The sequence below is a fragment of the Catenulispora sp. EB89 genome, assembly GCF_041261445.1.
GTDB lineage: Bacteria > Actinomycetota > Actinomycetes > Streptomycetales > Catenulisporaceae > Catenulispora.
This window is the reverse complement of record NZ_JBGCCU010000025.1, coordinates 127,848-152,439: the sequence shown is the minus strand read 5'-3', so window position 1 is coordinate 152,439 and position 24,592 is coordinate 127,848. Positions and strand designations below refer to the sequence as shown.

The following is a 24,592-nucleotide window of genomic DNA, read 5'->3' as shown; positions in this document are numbered from 1 at the left end:
TTCACGTCCCAGAAGTGGTGAATACCGGCATAGGGTCACAGTTCCGATCAGACCAGCGGCCGGCACAGAAGCGCATCCGGAACGCCACCTTCGGCCCATTGCCAGGTGTAGGCGACGCCGGCCACGTACTCGTTGTCGGCGCACTGGCCCTTGTAGGAGCCGGGGGCCCAGTCCGAAGCCGTGGACCCGCCGCCGGCGGGGCGGTTGTCGCCCTGGTTGAACCAGACGTCGTGGCCGGTGGTCGGTAGCGCGGCGGCCGACGGCGCGCACAGCAGGGCGGCCATCCCGTTGTTGTGGACGCTGTAGCCGACGGCGAAGGTGTTGTCGGGGCACTGGAGCTTGCTGTAGCCGGAGGCCCAGTCGCCTTCGGTCACGTACCTCTCGTCGGTGACCACGGTCCAAGCACCGGCGCCCTTCGCCGGTTCGGAGGAGTCCGTGCACAGTCCGCGGCTGCTTCCCCGGCCCAGGGCCATCAGCCGCTCGGTGTCGGGGCAGTCGCCCTTGCGGTTGCCGGAGGACCAGTCCGACTGCGCCAGCATCGTCGTGGAGACGTCGTAGTCGGCGTGGTCGAGGTCGAGCATGTTCCAGTGCGGCGAGGCTGGGACCGGGCCGCTGAAGGCGGGGGCCGCGGTCAGCTTCTGCCAGTCGGCCAGGCGCCAGTCGCCGGGATCGGTGACGCTGACACGGTTGCCGGAGGCGTCGTACGACAGCAGGGCCCAGTTGTCCTGGAGCGATCCGTCGGCGGCGGTGTAGCCGATGAGCGGCCAGATGGCGAAGTCGGTGTCATTGGCGGCCAGGATGTTGGTGAAGTTGTCGAACCAGGCCTGTTCCTTGGTGTCGGTCGAGCCGCGGCCGGCCGCGCCGAACTCGCTCACCCAGACCGGGGCCGTGAAGTGCTGGCCGGACTGGGTGACGAACAGTGCCTCCTGGTTCACCACGGAGGCGAGCTGGTCCGGCGTGAAGTCCTCGTAGCGGGGATCGCTGGTGGCACCCGCGCTGCCCGCCGCCGCGCCGGAGTTGTTGGGGCCGGTGTAGCTGTAGAAGTGCGCCGCGTAGACCAGCTTGTTCGAGGTGATCAGGGTGTTGGAGAGGTTCTGGACCGGGGTGAGCATCGGGCGGCCGTGCGAGAAGCCGGCGGCCGGGATGCCGTACCAGTTGATGCCCTCCATGATGATCAGCATGTCCGGGTCGGCGGCCAGGATCTGGTTGCCGGCCTCCTCGAAGGCGGCGTACTCGTCGTGGTCGTCGTACCGGCCCCAGTTCGGGTCGTCCCAGGTGTCGCGGCGGACCTCGTTGCGCAGGTCGGCGCCGACCACGCGCTTGTCGTCCTTGTAGCGGTTCACCATGAACAGCCAGTCTGACTCCCACTGCTGCGTGGTCTGCCCGCTGTTCCAGCGCTCGTTCCCGTCCAGGCCGCAGCACCAGCGGTAGCTCGTGGTGTGGTTGTTGAGGATCACCGCGAAGCCGTCGTTCGTCAGGGCGCTGACGACGGCGTCGTAGACCTGGAGCGGCGTCCGCCCGCGCAGCTGCGGGTTGGCGGCGACGGCGGCGTCCGGGACGGTCGAGGTGTCGTGGATCATCGCGTCGGCGAACGGCAGCCGGATGGTGTTGATCCCCAGGCTGTGGAAGTCCGCGAGGATCTGCGCGATCGGCGCGCGGTCCAGGGCCAGCGGGACGTCGTACGAGACCTCGCCGGCGTGGTTCTGCGCCGGATCGGTCGGGGAGCCGCTGCCGGTCCAGTGGCCCTGCGCGCCGTCCCAGTTGCCGCCGATGAGCTTGAAGCGGTTGCCGGTCGCGTCGACGACGTAGCGGCCGCTGGTGCTCAGCGGGCCGGTCCAGGAGGCGGCGAGCGAAGCCGTGCCAGTAGCGGCGACGGGCTTGGCGGCGTGCGCCGGTCCCGGCAGCAGCGCGGAGGTCAGCAGTGCGAGCGACATGAACACGGTGCGCACTCGTTTGACGGACACGGCTGGAACGTAAGGGGCATGACCAACAGCGTCAATGTTCGAATGCCCGCAGGTGGAAAACTTGATGAGAATATTGCCACACCTTGAATCACCAGACATGAATCTGTTTGTGATGGATAACACCGATTCATGTTTCGATACCTGGGATGTGCGATGGCGGTCGTGCTGCTGGCCGCCGGGGCGGCCGACGCCGATGCCACGGCTGGCGCGCAGGAGCATGGCGCGCCGGTGAGCGTGCGGATCGGGCTGGCCGGGCAGGATCCGGCGGGCCTGGAGGCGTACGCGCGGGCGGTGTCCACGCCGGGCAGTACGGAGTACGGGCACTACCTGACGCCCGCGCAGGCCCAGGCCCGGTTCGGGGCGACCGCGACACAGGTCAAAGCGGTCAAGAAGTGGCTCAAGGCGAACGGGATGCAGGTCACGGATCAGGACCCGCACTGGGTCGACGCGACCGGGAGCGCCGGAGCCGCGCGGGCGGCGTTCGGCGGCGGGCCCCGGACCCTGCGGCTGACCGCGCCGCCGGAGGTCGCGCGCGCCGTGGCGAACGTGGCGCGGCTCGGGCAGACGCAGGTGCGCGGGATGCGCGAGGGTGCGACGGCGGCGATCACGGCCCGCCGGGGAATGAGCGCTCACCCGGTCGGCGCAGGCACGCTCGGGGTCGCAGCGGGCGCAGACGCAGGAAAGGCGCGCGGCGACAGAAGCAGCCAGGCAGGCCGCGAGACGCCGGCGGGCTTCAGCCAGGGCGGCCAGACCGCTGCGGGCTTCGGCCAGCCCGACGCCGCCACCCCGCCCTACGCCGGCGTCGGCAACCCCACCGCGCCGCACTCCGACGGCGGCGCCCCGCTGCCCGCCGACCTGCCCGAACACCCCGACGTCGTTCACTCCGCCGGAGCAACGCCCCGCGCCCGAACGGCGGCGCTCCCGTCCTGCTCCCCCAGCTGGGGCGCCCTCAGCGCGGACCCGGGCCTGCCGCCCGGCTACAACACCCCCGAGCCGATCGACGTCTGCGGCTATGTCCCCAGCCAGCTCCGCACCGCCTACGGCGTCAGCGCCTCCGGCCTGACCGGCTCCGGCGTCACCGTCGCGGTCATCGACGCCTACGGCTCCCCGACGATGCTCACCGACGCGAACCGCTTCGCGCAGAACCACGGCGACGCCCCGTTCGCGGGCAGCCAGTACCAGGAGACCGTCACCGCGAGCCAGTGGACGCACACCACCGACGGGATCTGCCAGACCCCCGCCGACTGGGCCGGCGAGGAGGCGCTGGACGTCGAGACCGTCCACGGCATGGCCCCGGGCGCGACCGTCCACTACTTCGGCGCGAACTCCTGCGCGGACCAGGACATCAACGCCACGCTGGCGAACATCGTCGACACCCGCGCCGCGGACATCCTCTCCTCGTCCTTCGGGGAGACCATGCACCGCTTGTCCGGCAACATCGACCCGGCCCTGATCTCGCAGGCCACGCAGGTGTTCCAGTACGCGGCGACCGAGGGCATCGGCCTGTACTTCGCGACCGGCGACTGCGGCGACGACTCGGCGCGGACCGGACCGGGCTGCGACCCGGAGTCGGCGCGGGCCCAGACCGAGTGGCCGGTGTCCTCGCCGTGGGTGACCGGGGTCGGCGGGACCGCGCTGGCGCTCGGCTCCGACAGCGGTCCGCTGTGGCAGGCCTCGATGGGCGACCGGCGCTCGGCATTGTCCGACGACGGCCGGAGCTGGCTCCCGTTCCCCGGCGACTTCTACTTCGGCGGGGGCGGCGGCACCAGCGAGGACTTCCAGCAGCCCGCCTATCAGAAGGGTGTGGTCCCCGACGCCCTCGCACGCACCCTGGGCACCGGGGCGAAGACCGCGACACCGATGCGCACTCTGCCGGACGCCGCCATGGACGGCGACCTGCTGACCGCGGTGCAGGTCGGCGTCACGGACGCCACCACCGGCCAGTACGGCGAGATCGCGGTCGGCGGCACCTCGGCCGCCGCGCCGATGTTCGCGGCGACGCAGGCCGACGCGCAGCAGGCGCGGGTGGCGGCGGGCGGCAAGCCGATCGGCTTCGCGAACCCGGACCTGTACCAGCGCGCGACCTCCGCCACGTTCACCGACGTGGTCGCGCAGCCGGCCGGAGCGCCCGCGGACATCTCCACCGTCCTCGACCTCGGCGTCGACGCCCAGGGCCGGCACCAGGTGCGGCTGTTCGAGCTCGGACACGACCAGGGTCTGCCCGCCGGACCCGGCTACGACCTCGCGACGGGCCTCGGATCCCCCCGTGAGGAGTATCTGAACTCGTTCAAACACTAGAAGTCAGGACGCGCGGTCACCCTTTCGGGGCGACCGCGCTTCCCCGCCCTCCCGAGACGGTACGAACCCGACATACGTACCGATTCGGGAGGGTTCATGTTCGGACGCTTAGTCCGTCGTTCCACGTGGGCCGCCGCTCTGGCGGCCGTCGCGTTCACAGCAGTGTCACAGGGCGCTGTCTCGGAGACGGCCTCGGCGCCGGCACCGACATCAACACCGGCTCCGGCGCCTGCGCCTGCGCCTGCGCACCACATAGCCCGCCATTTGGCGATGCGCACGAACCACATATCGCTGACCGATGACGACCCCAACTACATCGGTCCCGAGAAGTGCTCCGACTACTACGGCGAACTCACCGCCCGAACCGTCCCGAACGCCTTCGGCGGCCGCAATCCGCTGGCCGTCTGCGGCTACACCCCCGAGCAGCTGCGCTTCGCCTACGGCGTCACCCAGTCCCACGAGCGCGGCAAGGGCGTCACCGTCGCGATCGTCGACGCGTACGCCTCCCCCACGATGCTCGCCGACGCGAACCACTACGCGATGAACCACGACGAGCGGCTGCTGAGCCCGAGCCAGTACCGGGAGGTCGCTCCCCCGGCGTACCACCACCTCACGGACGGCGAGTGCGAGGTGCCGGCGGACTGGGCCGTGGAGGAGGCGCTGGACGTGGAAGCCGTGCATGCCATGGCCCCGCAGGCGAACATCGTCTACGTCGCGGCCGCCTCCTGCGACGACACCGATCTGATGGCGGCCTTGCAGACCGTCGTCGACAACCACCTCGCGACGATCGTCTCCGACTCCTGGGGCGGCATCCCGCACAGCGCCTACGGCGACGAGGATCCCGCGACGATGGCCGGGTATTCGGCGTTGTTCCAACGCGGCGGGCAGCAGGGCATCAGCTTCCTGTTCTCGACCGGGGACTGCGGCGCCGAGGATCCGTCGGCGCAGTGCGCGAGCGGTTCGGCCCGGCCGCAGACGGAGTACCCGGCGCAGGATCCGTGGGTGACCGCGGTCGGCGGGACCAGCCTGGCGGTCGGGCCCTGGGACCAGTACGTCGGAGAGGTCGGCTGGGGCGACCGGCGGTCGTCGCTGGCGCCGGGCGGGACCGCGTGGGCGCCGTCGGCGGGGACCGGGCAGTGGCGGTTCGGGGGCGGCGGCGGGACGAGCGAGGACGTGCCGCAGCCGAGTTACCAGGCCGGGGTCGTTCCGCAGGCGCTGGCCACCACGCTGCTGAACGGCAAGGCGGCGGCGCAGCCGATGCGCACGGTGCCGGACGTGGCGATGGACGCCGACCCCATGACCGGTTTCCTGACCGGGGTCACGCAGAAGCTGCCGAACGGCACCGTCGGGTACGCCGAGTCGACGATAGGCGGCACGTCGCTGGCCACCCCGCTGTTCGCCGGCGTGATGGCCGACGCCGAACAGGCCGCGGGTCATCCATTCGGCTTCCTCAACCCGGCCCTGTACGGCCTGGCGGCCACCGGCGCGTTCCACGACGTGACCCCGACCTCGCTCGGCGCGGACTCCCCGCGTCCCGGCACGCCGCCGGCCACGGTGGTCGACCTGGGCCTGGACGGCAAGGGAGGGCACCAGGCGCGGCTGTACCAGCTCGGCGACGACGGGTTGCTCACCACCGGTGCCGGCTACGACGACGTGACCGGTCTCGGTTCGCCTTCTCGGTCCTACTTGCGTTCGTGGAAGTAGTGACGCGTCTAGGATCGTTCAGCGCGGCGGACACGCTCCGCCGAGGAGAGCTGAGTAGAAAAGAGGACCGGACTGTGGCTTCGGATTCGTCGTTCGACGTGGTGAGCAAGGTCGAGAGGCAGGAGATCGACAACGCGCTGAACCAGGCGTCGAAGGAGATCGCCCAGCGCTTCGACTTCCGCGGGGTGGACGCCGAGATCCGGTGGTCCGGCGAGGGCATCGAGATGAAGGCGAACTCCGAGGAGCGGGTCGCCGCGGTGCTCGACGTGTTCAAGGACAAGCTGATCAAGCGCAAGATCTCGCTGAAGGTGCTGGACGCCTCGGACCCGCGGGTCTCGGGCAAGGAGTACCGGATCAGCGTCGCGATCAAGGAGGGGATCTCCTCGGAGAACGCGAAGAAGATCTCCAAGCTGATCCGCGACGAGGCGCCGAAGAGCGTCAAGGCGCAGATCATCGGCGAGGAGCTGCGCGTGTCCTCGAAGTCGCGCGACGACCTGCAGGCCACGCAGTCGCTGCTCAAGGAGCAGGACTACGACTTCGCGATCCAGTTCACCAACTACCGGTGAGCCGGTGAGCCGGACGGCGCCGACGCGGTCGGCGCGGTCCGCGTCGTCGGCGCGGTCGGCACAGTCGGCACGGTCCGCACGGTCGGCGTCGCGGACCTAGTCCCGGGGGAGGCGCACCGGATGCACCGGCGCATGCTCGTCCCGCTCGTGGCGGCGGCCGCCGTGGTGGCCGTCGCCGCCGTCTCGCACGGCCTCGGCGCGTCGGATTCGCCGCGTCTGCCCGGCATATCCACCTTGTCGCTGTTGAAGAAAATGGGGAAGCCGCAGACGCCGACGGTGTCCGGGACCGTGCGGCTGACGGTCGACGTGGGGCTGCCGAAGCTGCCCAAGCTCGGGGGCGACGGCGGCGCGGATCCGATGCGGCTGCTGTCGGGGGTGCACTTCGTGCGGGTCGCGACCGACGACTCCGGGCCCGAACCGCGCGAGCGGATCGGGGTGCAGGACACGCTGTCGGAGTACGACCTGTACCGCGACGGCAGCGATCTGTGGGCGTGGGACTCGTCGCACCAGACGGCGCGGCACAGCACGGTCAACGCGCTGACCGCGGCGCTGCTCTCGTTCGCCTCGCCTTCGGAGCTGGCGAAGACGTTCACGGGGCCCACGGCGGTCCAGACGCTGTTGTTCGACACCGCGTACTCGGCGCGGCAGACGACGCGGGTCGCGGGGCGGGACTGCTACGTCCTGCTCGTCACACCGCATTCGGACGGGACCACGGTCGGTTCGGTGCAGGTCGCCGTGGACGCGGCGACCGGGGTGCCGCTGAGCGTCGCGATCTACCCGACGGGATCGTCGAGCCCTGCGATCCGGGCCGAGTTCGAGACGGTGAGCTTCGCCGCCGACCCCTCGGAGCTGCGTTTCACGCCGCCGCCCGGGGCGAAGGTGGTCGAGGAGACCACACCGGCCCTGGACACGACGGCGAATCCGGTGCGGGGCGCCGGGAAGGGCTGGACCGCCGCGGTGGCGATCGGCGGCTTCGACCTGGCGAAGCTGATCTCAGGGCTCGGAGGCGGCGGCCGTACCGTCCAGCAGCCCGCGCCGGAGGGGGCCGCCGCGGTGTTGGCCGCGTTGGCCGGGACTCCGGGAACGCCGTTGCAGAGCTACCTGCGGATGATGATGGCCGCCGGGGAGAAGACTCCGGTCGGACTGGTCTGGAGCAGCCGGTTGGTCAGTCTGGTGTTCACGCCGGACCAGCGGCTTTTCATCGCCTTCGCGACGCCGGAGTCCTTGGAGGCAACGGTCGCCGCGGAGCCGTTGTCGTTATCTCCGTCGCCGTCGCCGTCGCCGTCATCATCGTCATCGAATCCGGAGGTGGGGAGCCATTCCTAGCATCGAGCTGGCCCTGACCTTCCGCCGGCGTCGCAATCTGCTGATCCTCGCGGTGCTCGCGGTGGTTCCGGTACTGCTCGGGGTGTCGATCCGGGTGTCCGGGCTCGGGGCCGGGAGCGGCACCGGGATGCTGAACCAGGTCGCCGGCAACGGCCTGTTCCTGCTCTTCGCGTCGCTGGCGCTGATGGTGCCGCTGTTCCTGCCGGTGGCGGTCGGCGTGGTCGCCGCGGACCAGGTGGCCGGGGACGCCGCCGATGGGACGCTGCGGACCGTGCTGGCGTGGCCGGTGGGCCGGACGCGGCTGCTGGCGGCCAAGCTCGTCGCAGCGGTCGTCTACGCGGTGGCGGCGACGTGCACGGTGACGCTGTCGGCGCTGGCGACCGGCGCGGCGCTGTTCCCGATGCGGGCCGTGACGATGCTCAGCGGGGCGACGATCCCGCTGGGCGCGGCGTTCGGGCGTGCGGTGCTCATCGCGGGGGTCGTGACCTGCTGCATGGCCGGCGTCGCGGTCCTCGGGCTGACCATCTCGACGCTTACCGACTCCCCCGCCACGGCGCTGGCCGGGACGATCGGGCTGATCGTCGTCGCGGAGATAGCCGGCTCGATCCCGCAGCTGAGCCCGCTGCAGCCCTGGCTGTTCTCCTTCGACTGGCTGGCCTTCGCCGACCTGCTTCGCACACCTGTCTACTGGGGCACGATCTCGCACAGCCTGTGGCTCCAGGCCGGCTACGCGGTGGTCGCCGTCTCCCTGGCCTGGGCCCGTTTCACCTCCCGGGATCTGGCGGTTTAGCCGCTCCCGCCCCGCCCGCCTCACCCGCCCGGCCCAGCGCCCCGGGAACCCCGGAGATCTTCACCTACGTTGGACTGAGGGGGAAGGGCAAGGACGAGGGAAAACGGGCAAGGACGTCGATGACATCGACCACGCATCTCCATGGGCGCCACAACGCCGTGAAAACCGCGGCACTGATGGGTCTGCTTTCGGCGGTCATCGTCGGCGTCGGCAGCTTCTGGGGTCGGACCGGTGTCACGTTCGCGCTGCTCATCGCGGTCGGCACCAACGCCTACGCGTACTGGAACAGCGACAAGATGGCGCTGCGCTCCATGCGCGCCCAGCCGGTCAGCGAGGTCGAGCAGCCGGCGATGTACCGCATCGTCCGCGAACTGTCGACGCAGTCCCGCCAGCCCATGCCGCGCTTGTACATCTCCCACACCGACGCCCCCAACGCCTTCGCCACCGGCCGCAACCCCCAGCACGCCGCCGTGTGCTGCACGACCGGCATCCTGGACCTGCTCAACGAGCGCGAGCTCCGCGGCGTCCTGGGCCACGAACTGTCGCATGTCTACAACCGCGACATCCTCATCGCCTCCATCGCCGGCGCCCTGGCCAGCGCCATCATGTGGCTGGTGAACCTGGCCTGGCTGATCCCGGTCGGCCGCTCCGAGGACGACGACGGCCCCGGCCTGGTCGGCATGCTCGCCATCATGTTCCTGGGCCCGCTGGCGGCCTCGATGATCCAGCTGGCCATCGGCCGCTCCCGCGAGTACCAGGCCGACGCCTCCGGCGCCCGCCTCACGAACGACCCACTGGCCCTGGCCTCGGCACTGGTGAAGCTGGAGCGCGGCACGCAGGCCCGGCCGCTGGCGCCGGAGCCGGAGCTGATGACCACCAGTTCGATGATGATCGCGAACCCGTTCCAGGGCGCGGGGATGTCGCGGCTGTTCTCGACGCACCCGCCGATTCCGGACCGGGTGCGGCGGTTGGAGCAGATCGCCGGGGAGAGTTTGCGGTAGGGGCGCTGGGGGTTGGCGGCGGCGCGCCTAAAACGCCCCCAACGCCGACTGCGGCCACACCGAGAACAGCACCGCCGCCAGCACCGTCAGCCCGATCGCGAACCGCAGCGTGACCGGCGACCGGCCGACGGCCGCGGTGGCCGCGTCCGGCGCCGCGAACAGCCGCGCGGTCCAGCTCAGGTAGTAGTACAGCGCGATCACCACGTTCACCGCCATCACCACCGCGAGCCACACCAGGTGTGAGCCCGCCGCCGCGCCGAACACCGCCACCTTCGCGAACAGCCCCATCAGTCCCGGCGGCAGTCCGGCCAGGCACAGCAGGAAGAAGGCCAGCGCCGCCGACGCCAGCGGCCGCGTCTTCGCCAGTCCGCGGTAGCCGTCCAGGCTCGTCCCTTGCACCGAGTGCACCACCGCGAAGGCGCCGAGGTTCATCGCCGCGTACATGATGATGTACGCCACCGAGGCGTTGATGTGCTTGGTGTACGAGACCGAATCGTGTGCCGCGAGCGGCACCAGGATGTACCCCGCCTGCCCGATCGTCGACCAGGCCAGCAGGCGCACCGCGTCCCGTTGGCGCAGCGCGACCAGGTTGCCGAGCGACATCGTCAGCGCGGCCAGGACCGCCAGCAGCGGGCCGGTCTTGTCCAGCAGGGGGCTGAATGCCGTCCCCGTCAACAGGATCAGCCCGGCGAAGCCCGCCGCCTTCGACACCACCGACAGGTACGCCGCGACCGGTACCGGTGCGCCGGCGTAGGTGTCCGGCGTCCAGAAGTGGAACGGCACCGCCGACACCTTGAAGCCGAAGCCGACCAGCGTCATCCCGACCCCGAGGTACGCCAGGTGCCGGATCGGCCCGCTGGTTCCGCCGGACGCCCCGGCCAGCGCGTGCAGGTGCAGCGCGACCGGCCCGAAGTGCACGTTCCCCGTCGCCCCGTACACCAGGCTGATCCCGAACAGCATCACCGCCGTCGAGGCCACCGACACCAGGAAGAACTTCAGGGCCGCCTCGGACGACCGCCCGCTCCACCGCTTCAACCCGACCAGCGCGAACGCCGGCAGCGACACCGTCTCCAGCGCGATGGTCAGCGTGATCAGGTCCCGCGACGCCGCCAGCACCAGCACCCCGGCCACTGAGGACAGCAGCAGGAAGTGGTACTCGCCGGTCGGGATCCGGTCCCGCCGCATCGACGAGACCGACATCAGCACCACGATGAACGCCCCGGCCAGGGCGATGAACTGGAAGATCAGCGCGAACCGGTCGGCGACGTACGAACACGTACTCGGCATCCCGTGCGGCTCGCCGACGCCCAGCGAATACAGCCCGGCCGCGCTCTGCGGCATGCAGAACGTCCCGGTCGTCCGCCCCGGCCACAAGGCGATGTCCGGAGCCGCGGCCCCGGCGAGCACCACCAGCGACAGCCACGACACCAGCTGCTTCCGCTTCGGCGGCAGGAACACCTCCGCCACCAGCACCGCCACCGCCCCCGCCGCGACGATCAGCGGCGCGGCGATCTGCGCGTACGAAACGTTCTGGACCAGGGAGGAGATCGTCACGTCAGACTCCCTTCATCAGGACACGGACAGCGGGATTGGTGATGCCCAACAGCAACGCCGGCCACAGCCCGGCCAGCAGCGTCAACAGAACCAGCGGCGTCCACGTCGCGGTCTCCACCGCGGTCAGCTCGGTCACCGGCGCCTCGCTCGGCGTCGCGGCCGGCCCCATGCACACCCGCCGCACCACAGCCAGCAGATACGTCGCCGTCAGCACCAGCCCGACCGCTGCGATCGAGGCCATCGCGATGTACGAGCCCTGCGTCAGCCCGGTCCCCGGCCTGGTCGCCGAGAACAACGCCAGCACCTCGCCCCAGAAGCCGGCGAGCCCGGGCAGCCCCAGCGACGCCATGGCCGCGAAGGCGACCAGCACGCCGTACTTCGGAGCCCGCCGGTACAGCGCCCGCCCGATGTCGTCGAGCTTCGCCGAGTGCACCCGCACCTTGAGCCCGCCGACCAGGAAGAACAGCAGGCCGGTGATCAGGCCGTGCGCCACCGAGGCGAACAGCGCCGCGTTCATCCCGACCGTGGTCAGCGAACCGATGCCGAGCAGCACGAAGCCCATGTGGCCGATCGAGGAGTACGCGATCAGCCGCTTCAGATCCCCGTCGGGCTTGCGCGCGATCGACAGGCAGGCCAGCGAGCCGTAGATGACGCCCACGACGCCGAACGCCGCCAGCGCCGGCGCGTACGTCGGCGCGGCCTGCGGCAGGATCGGCACCGCGATGCGGACGAACCCGTACGTCCCCATCTTCAGCAGCACGCCGGCCAGCAGCACCGACCCGGTGGTCGGCGCGGCGGTGTGCGCGTCGGGCAGCCAGGTGTGCAGCGGGAACATCGGCGTCTTCACCGCGAACCCGAGCGCGATCAGGGCGAAAGCCGTCAGCGCCGCGCCCTTCGGCACGTCGCCCCGCGCGTGCGCCGTCAGCCACGCCATGTCGAAGCTGTCGGCGTAGGCGAACACCACCAGGAACCCGACGACCATCACCGCCGAGCCGAGCAGCGTGTACAGGATGAACTTGTTCGCCGCCGCCTTCGCACCGTCGGCGCCCCAATAGGCGATCAGCGCCCACATCGGCATCAGCACGATCTCGAAGAAGACGAAGAACAGGATCAGGTCGGCGGCCATGAAGGTCCCGAGCATCCCGATCTCGAGGAGCAGCAGCAGGGCTGTGTAAGAGCGCTGACTTCCACCGTCCGGCATGTGCCGGATCGAGTAGAAGAAGCACAGCGCCGACAGCAGTGCGGTGAGCAGGATCAGCGGCAGCGAGATGCCGTCGACGCCGAGGTGGAACCGGATGTGCAGGGCCGGGATCCAGTTCCAGTCCACGCTCGCCTGGTATCCGGTCTTCGTGTAGTCGAAGACGCAGGCCAGCGCGGCGGCGAGCACCAGCACGGCGCCGCCGGCGTAGAACCCGACGCGGGACGCGGAGCGCTCGGCGGCGTCCCGCGGCAGAAGGTAGAGCACTGCGATACCGGCCACCGGGACCAGCAGCATCGCCAGCAGAAGGGCGTTCATCCCGTTCCCTACCTTCCGAATCCGAGGGCGGCGGCGATGACGACGACTCCGGTCAGCACCCCGGTCAGGTAGAGCTGGACGTTGCCGGTCTGGAGTCGGCGCAGCCCCTCGCCGAGCAGGCGGGCCGCGTGCCCGCTGCCACGGACGTAGGCGTCCACGACTTCGGTGTCGAGGAAGCCGACGGCGTCCGCGGCGGCCTGCGTCGGGCGGACCACGACCGCGTCCTGGAGGTCGTCGGCGCGGAAGCCGAGGAAGGCCGGTTTGCGCAGGAAGCCGAGAATGTGGTTCGGATCCGTGCCGGGCTTGGCGCGCGCGGCGACGAAGACCACGCCGAGGCCGAGGACCAGGGCGAGCAGCGCCAGGAGGATCGACAGGAGGCCCGGGCCGAGGTGGTAGGCGTCGGCGGGCTGGATGAGCTTGCCCGCTTCGGCCGCCTTGGCGCGGTAGGCGTTGCCGTCGGCGTCGCCGAGCCACGAGGCGAACCAGCCGAGGTTCAGGCCGGCGAAGCCGAACACCGTGGTGACCGCGGCGAGGACGACCAGCGGGAGGAGTTCGGCGCGTGGTGCTTCGGGGCCGGTTCTGGCCTTGGTCTTGGTCTTGGCGTTGGCGACTTCGCTGGCTTCGTTGGCTGCGGCGACCTCGGCGGCTGTCTTTTCCCGGATCGACTCCGCGACCAGCGCTTCCAGGGCCCACTCGCTGCCCGCGGCGGTCTCGGCCGCCGTCGGGGTCGCGGCTTCGGGTTCGGCTTCGGCCTTGACCACGCCTTCACTCGCGCCGGCCGGTGCCACGGCCTGCGGCTGGCGTTGCGAGATCTCGACGGCCGACCGGAACCAGCCGCGTTCCAGCGGGCCGAAGAGCATCAGCCAGGTGCGCAGGGCGTAGGCGGCGGTGAGGAAGCCGGTCAGGAGCGTGGCGACGAGGACCAGCCAGCCGATGCCGGCCGGGGGCGTGACGCCGAGGAGGGACTTGGTCGGGCCGCTGTGCGTCGCGGTGTCATAGGCCGCGCCGGCGATCGACTCCTTGGAGAAGAACCCTGAGAAGGGCGGGACGCCGGCGAGCGCCGCGAGGCCGATCGTCATGGTGATGAACGTGACCGGCAGTTTGCGGCGCAGGTTCTGGGTGTTGAGCTCGTCCACATCGCCGGTTCCGGCCTTGTGGATGATGACGCCGGCGCCGAGGAACAGCAGGGCTTTGAATCCGCCGTGCGACATCAGGTGGAAGACCGCCGCGTCCCGGCCGCCGGCCGCGAGCGCCGCGACCATCAGCGCGAGCTGGCTGACGGTGGAGTAGGCGAGGATGCGCTTGAGGTCGCGCTGCGCGAAGGCGGAGAGCGCGGCCGTCACGGCGGTGAGGGTGGCCGCGATCGCGAGGATCCACAAGGCGGCCGGCGTCACCAGGAACACCGGGTAGAGGCGGGCCACGACGTAGACGCCGGCTGCGACCATGGTGGCCGCGTGGATCAGGGCGCTAATGGGCGTCGGGCCGGCCATCGCGTCGGGGAGCCAGGTCTGGAGCGGGATCTGCGCGCTCTTGCCCATGACGCCGCCGATCAGCAGGATCGCGCCGGCGGCGGTGTAGCCGTGGCCGCCCTGCTGGATCGCGTGCTGCAGGATCGGCTGGACGCGGAAGGTGCCCGCGCCGTGCGCCAGGAACAGGATGCCCAGCAGGAAGGGGACGTCGCCGAACTTGGTGACGAGGAAGGCCTTGATGCTGGCGCCGCGGGCCTCGGGGCGCTCCCAGTGGTGGCCGATCAGGAAGTAGGAGCAGGCGCCCATGATCTCCCAGCCGACCAGCAGGACGAGCAGGTCGGTGGAGTAGACGACGACCAGCATCGCCGCCGTGAACAGCGAGATCAGGGCGGAGTAGGAGGTGTAGCGCTCCTCGTGGGCCATGTAGCTGACCGAGTAGAGCTGAACCGCGGTGGCCACGACGCCGACCAGGACCGCGATCAGGGCCGCCAGGCCGTCGACGCGGGCGCCGAGCCAGAGCTCGGGGCCGCCGGTCGCGGCGTAGCGGACGCGGGACTCGGTGGCGGCGCCGGTGCCGTGGCCGAACAGGACGACGAAGGTGAGGACGGCCGCGGCGGCGATGGGGAGGACGGCCAGGGCGGGGACCGTTCGGCGGCCCCGGCCGGACAGCGAGACCGCCGCGAGGGCCGCGGCGGAGAGCAGGGGGAGGAGGGGGATCCAGAGAGCCAGGGTGCTCATTTGGTCACCGCCTTGGGGGTTCGGGCGGCTGTGGTGGGGGCGTTGTCAGCGTTGGCGTTGGCGTCGGTTCCGTCACCGTCGGCCTGCGGCGGGACCCGCTTGAGACCGAGGGCGCCGTCCTCGCCGAGCTCGCGGGCGTCGTCGATGGCCGCCGTGCCGCGGTTGCGGTAGAGGAGCAGGACGATGGCCAGGCCCAGGCCGGTCTCGGCGGCGGCGACGGTGATGAGGAAGATCGTGAAGACCTGGCCCATGCCGTACTGATCGCGCAGGAGGCTGGAGAACGTGACGAGGTTGAGGTTGACCGCGTTCAGGAGGAGCTCGATCGCCATGAGGACGGCCACCGCGTTGCGGCGTGCGAGGACGCCGTAGACGCCGACCGCGAAGAGGAGCGCGGCGAGGGTGAGGGGGTAGATGGCGTGCATGTCAGGCTCCGGCCTCCGTCTCGGCGTCGTCGGACACGTCACGCCGCGACAGGACGATCGCCCCGACCAGCGCGGCCAGCAGGAGCACCGACAGGAGCTCGAAGGGCAGCACCCAGTAGCGGAACAGGCTGGAACCGACGGCCTTGGCGGTGCCGTTGACGACGGCCTGGCGCGGATCGAACCACGTCGTCCGCACGGCATCGCCGACGACGCTGACCAACACCCCGGCGGTCGCGAGCCCCACCACCGCGGCAGCCCACCGATTGCCGGAGTCCAGCTCGGTGGTACGCCCGATCGGCGCCCGCGTGAGCATCAACCCGAAGAGCAACAGCACGGCGACGGCCCCGACGTAGATGAGCACCTGCACCCACGCCACGAACTCGGCGGCGAGCAGCAGATAGCAGCCGGCGAGCCCACCAAGCGCGACGACGAGCCAGAGCGCGGCGTGCACGAGGTTCCGCACGGTCACGGTGAGGATCGCGGCCCCGAAGGTCAGCAACCCGACGAGGACGAACGTGATCTCCACCCCGGTGGTGGAGCTCAAGGCGCGCGTGGCGGTCATCCGGCGGCCTCCGGGGTGTCGGGGGCGGTGTCGGGGCTGGCGTCCGTGTCCGGGGCCGGCGGCTCGGAGGGTGCGGCGGATTTGCGGGGGCGCTGGGCCTTGGGCGGGGCGGACTCGGCGGAGTCGGAGGTGCCAGGGGACGCCGTCTTGCGCGGACGGCGGGGGGTGGATTTGGCGGTGGACTTCGCGGTCTTGGACGCGGCGGTCTTGCGGGAGCGAGGTGCGGGCTTGGATTGCGGCTCGGCGGCAGGCTCGCTCGGAGCCGACGCTTCGGCAGGAGCTTCCAGCGCGGCTTCGGCAGCGGGCGCGACGGGCGGCATCGGCTGGGTCTTGGCCTCGGCCACCGGTGCTTCGGAAGCGGCTTCTTGCGCAACTTCGGCGCCGGGCTCAATCGGAGGCAGCGGCTCGGTCTTGGCCTCAGCTGCCGGTACATCAGCGGCAGGCTCGGCTCCGGCAGCAGGCTCGATCGGAGCCGGCGACTCAGCCTCAGCCTCGGCGGCGGGCTCAATCGGAGGCAGCGGCTCGGTCTTCGCCGCGGCAGCCGCTGCTTCAGCGGCAGGCCGGGCGACCTGCTCGATCAGCGGCATCGGCTCCGTCTTGGCCTCGGCAGCCGGTGCTTCGGCGCCGGGCTCGATGGGAGGCAACGGCTGGGTCTCGGCCGCGGGCGCTTCAGCGGCAGGCTTGATCTGCGGCAGCGGCTCCGTCTTAGCGTCGGCAGCCGGTGCTTCGGCGCCGGGCTCGATGGGAGGCAACGGCTGGGTCTCGGCCGCCGGCGCTTCGGCGACAGGCTTGATCTGCGGCATCGGCTGGGTCTTGGCCTCAGCAGCCGGCGTCCCCGTCGCTTTGCCCGCAGCCTCAGCGGCAGCGATCTCGGCAGCCAGCGTCGCCGAAAGCTGCGAGTCGTCCCCACCCTGCGCCCGAGGCTCCGTCGCCTCGACCACCGGCAGCTCTGTCGTGTCCGTCAGCGCGTCGGGTCCGGTGACCTTCGGGATCTCGGTGGTGTCGTCGACCTCCGGCTTCGGCAGTGGCACCGTGCCGTCCGACTTCGGCGCGGCCGCCTCGGGGCGCGGCAGCGGCTGGGTCCGCGCGGTCGCTGTCGGGGCGGTCGGCGCTGCCGGAGCCGTCGCGGCCGCCGTCGCCTCCGCCGTCGCACGCTCGGCTGCGGCCTTGGCCTCCGCTGCGGCCTGCTTCTCGACCGTCTTCTGTGCGGCGGCGATCTCCTTCGGCGGCTCGGCGTTGGCGGCGTGCGAGGGCGGTGGGGGGACCGTCCACATCCAGTCGCGGAGGCGGTCCTTCTCGTGCAGGAGGTCGACGATGTCGAATTCGGCGTACTCGAACTCAGGGGACCAGAAGAGGGCGTCGAAGGGGCAGGCTTCGATGCAGATGCCGCAGTACATGCACAGGCTGTAGTCGATCGCGAAGCGGTCGAGGACGTTGCGGGTGCGGTCGCGCTGGCCCGGTTCGGTGGCGGGGACGACTTCCTTGTGGGAGTCGATGTAGATGCACCAGTCGGGGCATTCGCGGGCGCAGAGCATGCAGGAGGTGCAGTTCTCCTCCAGCAGGGCGATGACGCCTCGGGAACGGGGTGGGAGCTCCGGTTTCACGTCCGGGTACTGCGCCGTGACGGAGCGGTGGGTCATCGTCTTCAGGGTCGTGGCCAGGCCCTTGGCCAGGCCGGCGCCGGGCAGGGCGCGCTTGTCCGCGCTCATCTGGTTCAGACCACCTTCAGGATTCCGGTCAGCGCGATCTGCGCCAACGCCAGGGGGATCAGGGTCGTCCACGCCAGTTTCTGCAGCTGGTCCTCGCGCAGGCGCGGGTAGCTCACCCGGAGCCAGATCACCAGGAAGGCCAGCACCAGGGTCTTCGCCAGGGTCCAGAACCAGCCGAAGCCGGCCTCGCCGAGCCCGAAGTAGAACGGGCCCTTCCAGCCGCCGAGGAACAGCACCGCGGTCAGCAGGGACAGCACGACGATGCCCGCGTACTCGGCCAGCAGGAACAGGGCGAAGCGGATGCCGGTGTACTCGGTGTAGGCGCCGAAGATGATCTCGGAGTCGGCCACCGGCATGTCGAAGGGCGGCCGCTGGAGCTCGGCCAGGCCCGAGACGAAGAACACGAACAGGCCCATCAGCTGCCACGGCAGCCAGTACCAGTGCCAGGCCTCGGCGATGCCGGTCAGCGACAGGGTCCCGGCCGCCATCGCCACCGAGGACGCCGCCAGGATCATCGGCAGCTCGTACGCCATCAGCTGCGCCGCGCTGCGGATGCCGCCGAGCAGCGAGTACTTGTTCGCGCTGGACCAGCCGGCCATCAGCGAGCCCAGCACGCCGACGCCCATCACCGCCAGCACGAAGAACAGCCCGGCGTCCAGGTTCCGCCCGACCTGCGTGCCCGGCCCGATCGGGATCGTCACCAGCACCACCAGGTACGGGATCAGCGCGACGGCCGGTGCCAGCTGGAACACGCGGCGGTCGGCGGCGGCCGGGACCACGTCCTCCTTCTGGGCGAACTTCACGCCGTCCGCGACGAGCTGCGCCCAGCCGTGGAAGGCCCCGGCGTACATCGGCCCCACGCGGGACTGCATGTGCGCCATGGCCTTGTGCTCCATCTGGCCGACGACCAGCGGCACGACCAGGAAGAAGCCGAGGATGATGGCCAGCCGGACGACGGCGTCGGTGACGGTCATGCTCCGCCTTCCTGTCCGGGGGTCTCGGATTCGGCGGACGCGGCGGAACCGGCGGACGCGGCGGGCTCGTCCTCCGGCAACGGCTTCAGCCAGCCGTCCGGAACGCCCGGCGGAACCATCCGACGGCGCGCCGCGCGCCCGGCCGGAGCCGCGTGCGAAGGCCCGCCCTCCCCCGGCTCCTTGACCCCCGGCCACTCCTTGGCGACCCGCGCGGCCAGCACGAAGTCCTTGCGCAGCGGATGCCCGTCGAAGCCGTCGGGCAGGAGCAGCGGGACCAGGTTCGGGTGGTTGGTGAACGTGATGCCGAACATCTCGAACGTCTCGCGCTCGTGCCAGTTCGCACCGCGGTAGACGTGCACGGCCGAGGGCAGCTCGGCCTTGTCCTTCGGGATGCGGGTCCTGATCAGCAGCCGGGTCGCCCGGTCGTCGCCCTCGACCTTGGCGACGTGCGCGAAGACGTCGAACCCGGCGGCCTCCTCGTCGACCGCGGTCAGCCAGTCGAAGAACGTGTAGCCGAACCCGTGGGCCCGCTCCAGGGTCGCCAGCCAGTTCTCGGAGGCGACGGTGACGGTCCGCTCGCCGAAGGTCTCCTGGACGTCGTCCCAGGCCTCGGTCTCAGTCATCGTCGGCGTCCGGCTTCTGGTTGAGGATGTTGAGACCGATGTCGCGGGAGCGCCGCAGCTCCTTCGGGTAGCGGCGGTAGAAGAGCTTCGGCGGCTTCGGCTTCTCCACGACCGGGAGGAGGACCGTCGGGGCGTCCTCGCGCGGAGGGAGCAGAGAGACCGGCGCCTGGGCCGTCGCGAGGATGTCCGCGATGGTCTTCGTGTCCGCGACCGTCTGAGCGGAGCCCTTAGCGCCGGTAGCGCCTGTGGCCCCTGCGGAGAGATGCTTAGGAGAGCGACGCATAAAGGGAAGCCGCGGAGCGTTCCGCGGGTCGCGTCCGCTATAGCGCGCCGAGAGATCTTCGGCTGCAATCTTTTCCTGCAGCTTAATGATTCCTTGAAGCAACGCTTCAGGACGCGGCGGACAGCCCGGTACGTAGACGTCCACCGGGATGACCTGATCGACGCCCTTGGTGACGCAGTACGAGTCCCAGTACGGGCCCCCGCAGTTGGCGCAGGAGCCGAAGGAGATCACGTACTTGGGTTCGGGCATCTGGTCGTACAAGCGCTTCACGGCCGGGGCCATCTTGTCCGAGACCGTGCCGGAGACGACCATCAGGTCCGCCTGCCGCGGTCCCGGCGCGAAGGGGATGACGCCCAGACGGATGAAGTCGTGGCGGGCCATGGAGGTGGCGATGAACTCGATCGCGCAGCAGGCCAGGCCGAAGTTGAAGACCCAGAGGGAGTAGCGGCGTCCCCAGTTCAGGACGACGCGCATCGGCGCCGGGGCGGCACTGTTGAGGAGCCCCAGAGCCGCTCCGGTTCCCTCTGCAGAGCTCTGCGCAGGGGCGCCTACGCGCGGGATGGGGAGGTCTACAGCCATGCGAGCACACCCTTCTTGTAGGCGTACAGCAAGCCGACCGCCAGGAAGCCGAGGAAGACGAACATCTCCACGAGCGTCGTCCCCTTGAAGCCGGGCGCCGCGAAGATGGTCGCCCAGGGGAACAGATATACGGCGTCTACAGCGAAGATGGCGTATAGGAACGCATATACGTAATAGCGGACCTGCGTATGGGCCCACCCCTCGCCGACCGGGTCGACGCCGCATTCGTAGGTGAGAAGCTTCTCGGGGGTCGGCGCGTGAGGACTTAACAAGCGGTTGGCCCCGAACGCCGTCGCCACGAAGGCCACTCCCAGGAGCAGGAGGATCCCGACCACGGAGTAGGCACTGAAGTACGTACCATTACTCCCTGTGCCCGCCGCGTTTCCGACCGCTGCGACGGCCGGTCCATGCCCTGTCATGACTGACAGGTTAGTGGTCCGGCCGGGCTGCGTTGAGCACGGCGCCGTCCAGTGGACCGGTGGACCGACCGGTGGACCGGTGGACCGACCGGTGGACCGGCGTCCGTCCGGCGGCGGGGATCAGGCGGCGGCCGCCTCGAGCAGCCAGTGCGGGTCCTGCCAGACCACGGTGAAGCTGCGGGTGGTGCCGCCGGAGGGCGGGGGGTCGTTCACGGTGACGGTCATGGTGGACGGGGCCGAGCCGGGCTTGACGTCCGTCACCTGGCGGCCGCGCAGGTAGTCGGCGCTGATGTTCGACCAGTGGTCCTGGAAGTACTTCTCACACTGCGGCATCGGGTCGCCCTGCCCGTTCCAGCCGGCGCTCTTGGCGGCACCCTGCTGCGCCCCGACGGTCTGGGAGGCGCAGACGGTCGCGAAGTCGTGCGCGGCGGCGGCCCCGTAGAGCCCGCGCAGAACGACGTCGCGCGCGCCCGGCGCCCCCTGCTGCGCGCCGATCGGCCCGGCCGCCGCCGCGGTCGTGGCGGCGGCGTCGCCGACAGCCGCGGCGGGCGGGGCGCTGGACTTGGAGGAACTACCGCCGGAGAGCGCGAGGATCGCGCCCACGACGCCGCCGATGACGACGATGCCCGCCACCGCGAGGACGACGATGCGCTTCGTGCTGGACCAGGAGGACCAGCCCTTCTGGGCGCTGGTGTCGAGGAGGGTGGGGGTGGGGCCGTGGGGGCGTTCGGGGACGCCGTAGGGCGACTCCATCGAGGGCGGGAGCGGGACGATGGTCATGCCGCCGGCTTGGGGGTTGTGCTGCTGGGGCTGGGCCGGGGGCTGCTGCTGGTAGCCGAACTGGGAGTTGGGCTGGGGGTGCGGCTGTTGGAAGCCCTGGGGCTGGCCCGGCTGCTGGAAACCCTGCTGCTGGAAGCCTTGCGGCTGCTGCTGGTAGCCCTGCGGAGGCTGCTGCTGGGCGTAAGGGGCCTGCTGTTGTGCTGCGTAGGGCTGCTGGGCCTGGCCTTGCGGCGGGGCGAAGGGTGACTGCGGGGCGGCGCCGAAGGGCTGGTGGGCCTGCTGACCCTGCTGCGGCGGCACAGCGCCGAACGGCTGCGGCCCCTGCGCGCCCTGAGCGTGGCCCTGCTGCGGCGCGGAGCCGAACGGCTGCTGCCCCTGCACGCCCTGAGCCTGGCCCTGCTGCGGCGCGGAGCCAAAGGCCTGCTGCCCTTGCTGCGGCGCTGAGCCGAACGGCTGCTGCGCCTGCGCGCCTTGAGCGTGGCCCGGCGCCTGCGGGGAGCCAAAGCCCTGCTGCCCCTGCGGGCTCTGGATCTGGGTCGGCGCGAACGGTGAGCTCTGCGCCGAAGGCTGCGATGCCCCGAAGGGCTGCTGCGCCGGCTGCTGGCGGTTCGCCGCCGTGGCCGGGCCGCCGAAGCCGGGCGGCGGCGTCATCGGCTGCTGGAGGTGCGGCGGGATCGGCGGAGCGTGCGTGACCGGCTTGGGGGCCGCGTCCTCGTCGGCGTCCGGTGCCGGGGCCTGGGACTCGGGGGTGACCGCGGGCATGCCGAAGCCGGTCGCCCAGCCGGGCTCGGCGATGGACGGGACGCTGACCTGCGGCGGTCCGGTGCGCGGGGCGGGTGCGTCGTCGCCGTCGGCGTTCGGGTCGGTGGCGGTGACCACGGGGATGTTGAAGTTGGTCGCGAACGTCGGCTCGGCGATCTGCGGCACGGTGACACCGCTCGACGCCGGCGCGGGTGTGCCCTCGGACTCGCCGGACGCCGCGGTGACAACCGGGATGTTGAAGTTCGTGGCGAACGTGGGTTCGGCGATCTGCGGGATGCCGACCGACGGCTTGGGCGCGGGAGCCGGCGCCGGCGCGGAGCCCGCCTCGGGCTGCGGGGTGACGGCGGGGATGTTGAAGTTCGTCGCGAACGTCGGCTCGGCGATGTGCGGGACGACCGGGTTGGCGGGCTTCGGCGGGCCGAAGGCGGCGTCGACGTCGGAGGCGGCATCGGAGGCGGCGGATTCGGGGGAAGGTCCAGCAGACTGCGGCTCGCCGAAGCCCGCGCTCCCGTCCGGCGACTCCGCCGCCTCGGCCGCCTCGGCGAGCCGCTTGGCCTCCTCACCGATCGGCGTGAAACCGGCCGGCAGCCCGGCGAGACCCGCCGAGTCCGGCTCGGGGGTCGGCGCCGGTGTGTGCGACGACGTCGCGGCACGCCACGCCGGTTCCTGCGGCTCGGGGGCGGGGGTCGGCGGCGGCGTGATGATGGTCGGCATGTCGCTGCCCGAGGGACCGGACGGGCCCCAGGCCGGGGGCGCGGGCTGCTGCGCACCGCCGCCGGCCGGGCCGTAGCCCTGCGGGGCCGGGGCACCATACTGCTGGCCACCAGGCGCCGGCTGCTGCCCGCCGAACTGGCCCGGCGCGGCCGGCGGCTGCGCGCCGTACTGGCCCGGCGCTCCCTGCTGCGGCCCGCCGTTCTGGCCGGGCGCGGCCTGCTGTGCACCGCCGCCGCCGTCGGCCGGGCCGTAGCCCTGCGGGGCCGGGGCACCATACTGCTGGCCAGCAGGCGCGGGTTGCTGCGCGCCGTACTGGCCAGGCGCCTGCTGCTGCTCGCTGAACTGGCCGGGTGCCCCCTGCTGTTGCCCGCCGAACTGGCCCGGCCCCGTCTGCCCCGCGCCGGCACCGTACTCGCCACCGGTCCCGTTCGGATCCTGCTCGTCCTGCCCCGGCGGAGGTCCGTACTGCCCGCCGCCGGTCTGCCCATCCGGCTGCCCGTACTGACCCTGCCCGCCACTCATCGCAGTCCCCTGACTGTATTGACCAATGGGCTGCCCGCTGTAAGCCGCCCCCGTCGCGGAGCCGGCGCTCGTCGCCTGGCCTCCGCCCTTCCGTCGTAAGAATCCGCCGAGGCCGCCGCCGGTCCTGCCACCGGCACCGGTCCCCAACCCGGTGTCCCCGGCCCCCGCCGTCGGCGAAGCTACCGGAGCGAACCCGGGCCCGGGCCCCGGGAGCACCTGCCCCACATTCGCCAACTCCACCGCCCGCGCCGCCAGATCGCGCGACACCGCGGACGGCAGCCACCCCGTGACGTCCGATCCCCGCAGCGCCGGGCGCCCCTCGACACCCCCGTCGAGCGCGGCCCGGCACATCTCGACCAGCTGCGTCGGAGTCGGCCGCGCAGCAGCGTCCTTCGTCAGGCACCGCGCCGCGATGTACGCCAGGGCTGGCTCAAGCCCCTCAAGATCCGGCTCGTGATGCTCGACCCGGTACAGAATCGCCATCGCGTCGCCGAGGCCGAACGGCGTCCGGCCGGTCGCGGCGTAGATCAGCATCCCGCCGACCGCCCAGACGTCCGCCGGAGCGTCCACGTCGGCCCCCGCGACCTGCTCGGGAGCCATGAAGCTGGGAGTCCCCAGCCGCATGCCGGTGGCGGTGAGCATGCTCGCGTCGGTCGCGCGCGCGATCCCGAAGTCGATGACCCGCGGCCCGTCCGACGCCACCAGCACGTTCGCCGGCTTCAAGTCCCGGTGCACGATCCCCGCCGTGTGGATCGCCTGCAGCGCCAGCCCGATGCCGACCCCGAGATGCGCCACCGAGCGCGGCGAGAAGGGCCCCGCGAGCTGCACCGCGGCGCTCAGCGGGGGCCCGGGTATGAAGTACGACGCCAGCCACGGCGTCGCCGCGTTCGGGTCCGCGTCCGTCACCGCGTTCACGAACGGCGAGTGCACGGCCCGCGCCGCCGCGATCTCGCGCGCGAAGCGCTTGCGGAAGTCCCGGTCGGCGGCGAAGTCCTGGCGCAGCACCTTCAGCGCGAAGGCCTGCCCGGTCGGCGCGAAGCCGAGGTAGACGCTGCCCATCGCGCCCTGGCCCAGCCGCCCGCGCACCGCGTACGGCCCGATCTGCCGCGGGTCGGCCTCCAGCAGCGGCTGGATGTTCTTCGAGACGATGCTTCCGGCACCGAGGCCGCCGTAGCCGCCGGGCCCCGGAGCGGGTCGGTTGGCCTCCACTGGACTGCTCCCCCATTGTCGTCGCGCGCGTGAGGTGATTGTCCTCTCTTCAGCGGACGGTAGTCACCCACGTAGGGCATGGACAACGGATACCAGACGAGTGTGCCC

At 71.4% G+C, this 24,592-nt stretch carries 16 protein-coding genes and 2 pseudogenes; 6 read left to right on the top strand and 12 right to left on the bottom strand.

Annotation, left to right across the window (positions count from 1 at the left end):
- Positions 1 to 47 precede the first annotated feature (47 nt).
- Positions 48 to 1,934 carry a glycoside hydrolase family 5 protein gene (locus ABH920_RS38870; protein WP_370354336.1) on the bottom strand — a complete coding sequence of 629 codons (1,887 nt, stop codon included), beginning with the start codon at positions 1,932 to 1,934 and terminating at the stop codon, positions 48 to 50.
- Positions 1,935 to 2,117: 183 nt separating this feature from the next.
- Between ABH920_RS38870 and ABH920_RS38865 the strand changes: the two genes are divergently transcribed.
- The 6 genes from ABH920_RS38865 (at position 2,118) to htpX (ending at position 9,649) form a co-directional block, all read left to right on the top strand.
- The gene (locus ABH920_RS38865; protein WP_370354301.1) at positions 2,118 to 4,262 is read left to right on the top strand and encodes a protease pro-enzyme activation domain-containing protein; all 2,145 of its coding nucleotides are present in this window, start codon (positions 2,118 to 2,120) and stop codon (positions 4,260 to 4,262) included.
- A gap of 270 nt (positions 4,263 to 4,532) precedes the next feature.
- Positions 4,533 to 5,966 carry a S8 family serine peptidase gene (locus ABH920_RS38860; protein WP_370354300.1) on the top strand — a complete coding sequence of 478 codons (1,434 nt, stop codon included), beginning with the start codon at positions 4,533 to 4,535 and terminating at the stop codon, positions 5,964 to 5,966.
- 74 nt (positions 5,967 to 6,040) lie between these two features.
- Entirely contained in the window at positions 6,041 to 6,532 is a 492-nt protein-coding gene (locus ABH920_RS38855) for a YajQ family cyclic di-GMP-binding protein (RefSeq protein WP_370354299.1), read from the top strand.
- Between the two features lie 132 nt (positions 6,533 to 6,664).
- Positions 6,665 to 7,858 (top strand): outer membrane lipoprotein carrier protein LolA, encoded by a 1,194-nt coding sequence (locus ABH920_RS38850; RefSeq protein ID WP_370354298.1) that lies wholly within the window; start codon positions 6,665 to 6,667, stop codon positions 7,856 to 7,858.
- A gap of 52 nt (positions 7,859 to 7,910) precedes the next feature.
- A complete protein-coding gene (locus ABH920_RS38845; RefSeq protein ID WP_370354297.1) occupies positions 7,911 to 8,648 on the top strand; it encodes an ABC transporter permease subunit in 738 nt (245 codons plus the stop codon).
- 119 nt (positions 8,649 to 8,767) lie between these two features.
- On the top strand, positions 8,768 to 9,649 hold the full coding sequence (gene htpX, locus ABH920_RS38840; RefSeq protein ID WP_370354296.1) for a zinc metalloprotease HtpX: 882 nt from the start codon (positions 8,768 to 8,770) through the stop codon (positions 9,647 to 9,649).
- A 27-nt stretch (positions 9,650 to 9,676) separates the two neighbouring features.
- Here the strand turns inward: htpX and ABH920_RS38835 are convergent, their stop codons facing one another.
- The 11 genes and pseudogenes from ABH920_RS38835 to ABH920_RS38785 form a co-directional block, all read right to left on the bottom strand.
- Entirely contained in the window at positions 9,677 to 11,203 is a 1,527-nt protein-coding gene (locus tag ABH920_RS38835; protein ID WP_370354295.1) for an NADH-quinone oxidoreductase subunit N, read from the bottom strand.
- 1 nt (position 11,204) lies between these two features.
- Positions 11,205 to 12,719 (bottom strand): NuoM family protein, encoded by a 1,515-nt coding sequence (locus tag ABH920_RS38830; RefSeq protein ID WP_370354294.1) that lies wholly within the window; start codon positions 12,717 to 12,719, stop codon positions 11,205 to 11,207.
- Positions 12,720 to 12,727: 8 nt separating this feature from the next.
- Positions 12,728 to 14,926, bottom strand: coding sequence for an NADH-quinone oxidoreductase subunit L (locus tag ABH920_RS38825; RefSeq protein WP_370354293.1), 2,199 nt, complete (start codon positions 14,924 to 14,926; stop codon positions 12,728 to 12,730).
- The gene (gene nuoK / locus ABH920_RS38820) at positions 14,923 to 15,348 is read right to left on the bottom strand and encodes an NADH-quinone oxidoreductase subunit NuoK (protein ID WP_370354292.1); all 426 of its coding nucleotides are present in this window, start codon (positions 15,346 to 15,348) and stop codon (positions 14,923 to 14,925) included. The genes ABH920_RS38825 and nuoK overlap by 4 nt, the downstream gene beginning before the upstream one ends.
- Before the next feature lies 1 nt (position 15,349).
- Positions 15,350 to 15,910, bottom strand: coding sequence for an NADH-quinone oxidoreductase subunit J (locus tag ABH920_RS38815; RefSeq protein WP_370354291.1), 561 nt, complete (start codon positions 15,908 to 15,910; stop codon positions 15,350 to 15,352).
- A gap of 1,126 nt (positions 15,911 to 17,036) precedes the next feature.
- Positions 17,037 to 17,619: pseudogene (locus ABH920_RS38810) on the bottom strand (NADH-quinone oxidoreductase subunit I); the annotation flags it as partial.
- Between the two features lie 5 nt (positions 17,620 to 17,624).
- Positions 17,625 to 18,593: an NADH-quinone oxidoreductase subunit H gene (locus ABH920_RS38805; protein ID WP_370354290.1), complete on the bottom strand. Its 969-nt coding sequence runs from the start codon at positions 18,591 to 18,593 to the stop codon at positions 17,625 to 17,627.
- Positions 18,590 to 19,216, bottom strand: a complete 627-nt coding sequence (locus tag ABH920_RS38800; RefSeq protein ID WP_370354289.1) for an NADH-quinone oxidoreductase subunit C — start codon at positions 19,214 to 19,216, stop codon at positions 18,590 to 18,592. The genes ABH920_RS38805 and ABH920_RS38800 overlap by 4 nt, the downstream gene beginning before the upstream one ends.
- A gap of 313 nt (positions 19,217 to 19,529) precedes the next feature.
- Positions 19,530 to 20,078: pseudogene (locus ABH920_RS38795) on the bottom strand (NADH-quinone oxidoreductase subunit B); the annotation flags it as partial.
- The gene (locus ABH920_RS38790) at positions 20,069 to 20,497 is read right to left on the bottom strand and encodes an NADH-quinone oxidoreductase subunit A (protein ID WP_194922195.1); all 429 of its coding nucleotides are present in this window, start codon (positions 20,495 to 20,497) and stop codon (positions 20,069 to 20,071) included. The gene ABH920_RS38790 and the pseudogene ABH920_RS38795, both read right to left, overlap by 10 nt.
- A 120-nt stretch (positions 20,498 to 20,617) precedes the next feature.
- A complete protein-coding gene (locus ABH920_RS38785; protein WP_370354288.1) occupies positions 20,618 to 24,484 on the bottom strand; it encodes a protein kinase in 3,867 nt (1,288 codons plus the stop codon).
- Positions 24,485 to 24,592 lie beyond the last annotated feature (108 nt).

Bases quoted from the DNA above. Each gene is read 5' to 3' on its own strand.
- ABH920_RS38870 (WP_370354336.1), bottom strand. From the start codon at position 1,934: ATGTCGCTCGCACTGCTGACCTCCGCGCTGCTGCCGGGACCGGCGCAC.
- ABH920_RS38865 (WP_370354301.1), top strand. From the start codon at position 2,118: ATGGCGGTCGTGCTGCTGGCCGCCGGGGCGGCCGACGCCGATGCCACG.
- ABH920_RS38860 (WP_370354300.1), top strand. From the start codon at position 4,533: ATGCGCACGAACCACATATCGCTGACCGATGACGACCCCAACTACATC.
- ABH920_RS38850 (WP_370354298.1), top strand. From the start codon at position 6,665: ATGCTCGTCCCGCTCGTGGCGGCGGCCGCCGTGGTGGCCGTCGCCGCC.
- htpX (WP_370354296.1), top strand. From the start codon at position 8,768: ATGACATCGACCACGCATCTCCATGGGCGCCACAACGCCGTGAAAACC.
- ABH920_RS38830 (WP_370354294.1), bottom strand. From the start codon at position 12,719: ATGAACGCCCTTCTGCTGGCGATGCTGCTGGTCCCGGTGGCCGGTATC.
- ABH920_RS38825 (WP_370354293.1), bottom strand. From the start codon at position 14,926: ATGAGCACCCTGGCTCTCTGGATCCCCCTCCTCCCCCTGCTCTCCGCC.
- nuoK (WP_370354292.1), bottom strand. From the start codon at position 15,348: ATGCACGCCATCTACCCCCTCACCCTCGCCGCGCTCCTCTTCGCGGTC.
- ABH920_RS38815 (WP_370354291.1), bottom strand. From the start codon at position 15,910: ATGACCGCCACGCGCGCCTTGAGCTCCACCACCGGGGTGGAGATCACG.
- ABH920_RS38805 (WP_370354290.1), bottom strand. From the start codon at position 18,593: ATGACCGTCACCGACGCCGTCGTCCGGCTGGCCATCATCCTCGGCTTC.
- ABH920_RS38800 (WP_370354289.1), bottom strand. From the start codon at position 19,216: ATGACTGAGACCGAGGCCTGGGACGACGTCCAGGAGACCTTCGGCGAG.
- ABH920_RS38790 (WP_194922195.1), bottom strand. From the start codon at position 20,497: ATGACAGGGCATGGACCGGCCGTCGCAGCGGTCGGAAACGCGGCGGGC.